At 49.4% G+C, this 3,938-nt stretch carries 2 protein-coding genes; both read right to left on the bottom strand.

Going from position 1 to position 3,938, the window contains the following annotated elements:
* Nucleotides 1-2,113, bottom strand: a 2,113-nt coding sequence (locus tag QUB04_RS32185; RefSeq protein ID WP_333290719.1) for a DUF4347 domain-containing protein, incomplete at its 3' end; no start/stop codon positions are given.
* 293 nt (nucleotides 2,114-2,406) lie between these two features.
* Entirely contained in the window at nucleotides 2,407-3,240 is an 834-nt protein-coding gene (locus QUB04_RS32180) for a sulfotransferase (protein ID WP_333290718.1), read from the bottom strand.
* Nucleotides 3,241-3,938 lie beyond the last annotated feature (698 nt).

The following is a 3,938-nucleotide window of genomic DNA, read 5'->3' as shown; positions in this document are numbered from 1 at the left end:
CCGAAGGATTGCTGATAGCTAAAGTTGCAGTTTCGCTTCCTTCAATTAAGGCATCATCGACAACAGTGAAAGTGACAGTACCTGTAGTTTGTCCGCTGGGAATGGTGATGGTTGTGCCGCTGAGGTTGTAGTCGCCGGCGGTGATACCTGTTCCTGTTACGCCTAAGTCAACGGTTTGAGCGCTTGTAACGGCAGTGGAGGCGGTGGCGGTGACGGTGACGGCGGTTGTTCCTGCTTCAGTGCCAGTGTTACTGCTGACAGAGAGGTTGACAGGATTTAAAATCGTACCGTAAACATCGTTATTGTCTTGGTTATTGCCGATACCGTTGGCTGCGGTGTTGCTGGTGAAAGTTGCTCCAAATGACGTGACAGTAGGTAGCGCAGTCGGCATCCCTTGGTTGTTGCCATTGGGGTTGGTGAGGGACTGCATGGCGAAAATGGCCCCACCTTTGCCTTGACCAGGGTTGTTACCCGTGCCGCCTGTAGCAGTGTTGCTAGTAAATGTGGTGCTGTCAAGGATGACAGTACCTTGACGGATGAATAATGCACCCCCCATGCCCGCGCCACTGCCGCCGAAAGTGCCGCCGAAAGTGCCGAAGCCGCCGCCGCCGTAGCCGCCTCTGCCGAAAGTGCCGTAGCCGCCTCTGCCGTAGCCGTAGCCGATGCCGTAGCCGCCTCTGCCGTAGCCGCCGCCGCCTCTGCCGTAGCCGCCGCCGCCGCCGAAGCCGCCGTTGCCGCCGACGCCGTTGCCGCCGAAGCCGTTGCCGCCTCTGCCGTAGCCGCCTCTGCCGTAGCCGCCGCCGCCGCCGAAGCCGCCGCCGCCGCCTCTGCCGTTGCCGCCGAAGCCGACGAAGCGGCCGTAGCCGTAGCCGCCGAAGCCGTTGCCGCCTCTGCCGTTGCCACCGTTGCCGCCGAAGCCACCGTTGCCGCCGAAGCCGTAGCCACCGGAGCCGTTGCCGTCGAAGCCATCGTTGCCGCCTCTGCCGTAGCCACCGTTGCCGTTACCGCCGAAGCCGCCGAAGCCACCGTTGCCGCCGAAGCCGTAGCCGCCGAAGCCGTAGCCGTTGCCACCGTTGCCGTTACCGCCGAAGCCAGTCTCGTCGTTACCATTATTAGCCGGATTGAGAGGCACAAAATTAGCACCCCCGCCGCCGACACCACCACTCCCACCATTTCCGCCAATGGCAGAGTTATTAGAAAAGGTGACAGAATTCAGGCTGACTGTGCCGTCATAAACAAACAAGCCACCCCCCATGCCTGCGCCCCCACCACTACCATTTCCGCCCTGGGCGCGACCCCCGCTAATGGTCATGTTGGAAAAACTGACGCTTCCAGACTTCACAAAGAAGGGGCGAACATCACCCTCATCATTGCTGCTATTGTTATTTCTATCTCCGCTGACGGTGAAACCGCCACCAATAAGAGCAATATTGCTATCGATTAGCTGATTCGGAATCTGTGTAAACGTGACACCTGTGGTGAGGGTAATGGTGTCATCCCCTGCTGCGACATTCGCCTCTAAAATTGCTTTGCTTAATGTGCCTGCTACAGTGCCAGTGCCATCATCAGTTGCCTCTGTGACATTAAAATTCGCCAGTGTATAGTCATAATCTTCCATCGCCTGCGGATTAAATGGCACGGCGGATTCAATCTGGCCCGTTACTATTTCTAAATCCCAGTTGCCTCCTTTAGCTGCAGAACCCGTCAAGTCGTTAGATGCTGCGACATCTGCACCTGTGAGTTCACTCAACCGCTTGACAAAATTATTGCCAGTTTCTGTGGCGGCTACATCGCATCCATAAAGTAGGATATCTCCGTTCTCTGTCAGAGCATTTCCCCACTGTTTTAGCTGAGTGTTTAAATTTTCGAGTTCATTCCCATTGAGTACGTCTGCACCTAGTTTTAAACTACCTTGGTTACCGTGAGAAACTACATGAACAGCTTCAATACCACCTTCAGTAGCTAGTGCTTGGGTAATTTGTTCGATGCCACTACGCTTGTCATCTAAAATGACTATTTTGGCGTTAGCATCTGCGCCCTCTATCAAGTTTTGATAATTTTGTACTGAAGAGTCAACGAAAATAATTTGCTTGTTGGCTGTAGATGAGTTCATAATTATTGAAATCCTTAATATCTATGGTTTACATTTAAGTCCTGCTTTTGTTGAAACCCCCGCCTCAAAGCTTAATCTCAAATCCGGTGGCATTGGAATTGATATTACCCACAGTCAGGGACAAGACGCCGTGCCAATTGGTGTCAACTTAAGCTGTGAACCCGCCAAGTCCGCGCTTTAGGCCCGCCAGTCCGCCAGGGAATGAATTCCCTGTCTAATAGCGAAAGTCCTCTTAAGAGGACTAATGAGTTTTTCAGTCCTCTTAAGAGGACTTTCGCTTTGAGGCAGGGGTTTCAACCCCTGCCGGACTGTGGCTTCGCTACAATCGCACTAGCACGACTATTTGTTGAATCTGTCCAAAAAGATAAGCCATCAAATCGCTCAAACAAGTCGGGGGGTAAAATCGTTTTTCTCGGTTTAAATTCGACTTGGGTACGCACTTGATGTAACCCTTGTGTTTTCAGCTTTTTATCAAATTCCGGTTCTTGATATTCAACATTGTCAAAATCATGCTCAAAAGGCTCTTCGCCGAGAAATTGATAAATCAGCGACATGGTTTTAGCCGGCGCTTTGGTTAATAAATCGTAATCTACAAGGAGAAGAGAACCACTCTGTTCGCTATAAAATGCTTCTTTAAGGGCGTTATAAGCATAACCCACTAAACGGGAACCTTGGCTTAATGCTTCGGTGCGGCTATAAACTGTAGCTCGTTCTGCTGGATTATTAAATAACCTGGAAACATCAAAGGCATTGCGCCGAATCAGTAGCTCAATGCTGTCCATAATCCAAGCAATGTTTCTGACACAACAGATGACTTTGGCTTCGGGAAACAGTTCCAGAATTAATGGCAATTTACTGCACCAAAGACGATTGGTGTCGAAGATCACTTCTTTTTCAGCTTGCGGGTGATAATAAGCTGAAAAGATGCTCATAATCAGTGCCCGTTTTTGTTCAGAGGAAATGAACACGGAAAACTCATTATCTTCGCTCATGGCTTCCAACATTCGATCTACTAAACCCCCGACTGGGGAGGTCATGGCGGCGTGAAAGCGGGGATTTTGTCGTAGTAATGCTGCCAGTAAAGTAGAGCCTGAGCGGGGTACTCCTGATATGAAGTGAGCTTTCACTGGCTTCGTTTGGGAATGGGTTTGTACAATTTAGATGCAACCTAACGGTATTATTCTACTGTATCATCTTAATGACATATATTTTATAAAACATTTTTATTTAACATTTCGCGACCCAAAATTCAGCTTTACGATATCTTTACAATTTCGACATCGTGGGTTAATTTTTCCTATCTCTATTATTGCTTCAGGCTGCTGTCAGTCGGACAAGTCGTAGCTTGACCCTGAGTACAGAATTACTGTAAAAGTTTAACCGCAGATGTCGGCGGATATACGCAGATGAAGGCGGATTAAGATACAGTTTGTTTCGTTAACTCGACATAGATATGTTCTAACCGCACCGGATACCGAGCGATGGAATGAATAGAAATCCCGTCGAACCGCAAAATAATCTCTTTTAATTCTCAACGTTCCGGCAGCACAAAAGCCCAATCGCTATTGTAGGGGCGGGGAATAAAATTGTGTGATACCCCAGGGTGTGGAATCTCGGTGGAAACCAATCCTATACAAATAAAGTCCGACAGGGAATTAATACCCTGTCGGACTTTCTCAAAAAACCCGGTTACTTCGCTAATTTTTACGATTTGGATTGACAGCTCATCCTTCGATTATGCAGCGCCCATCCTTGAGGTTATCGTTAGATAAAGAAATTGGTAACAGGAATAGAGCCTACAGGGGGTAACGTCCCGGTGGTTGTT

The organism is Microcoleus sp. D2_18a_B4 (genome assembly GCF_036702475.1).
In the GTDB taxonomy this organism is placed as follows: domain Bacteria; phylum Cyanobacteriota; class Cyanobacteriia; order Cyanobacteriales; family Microcoleaceae; genus Microcoleus.
The sequence above is the reverse complement of the archived record's forward strand: the minus strand, read 5'-3'. Positions and strand labels throughout refer to the sequence as shown.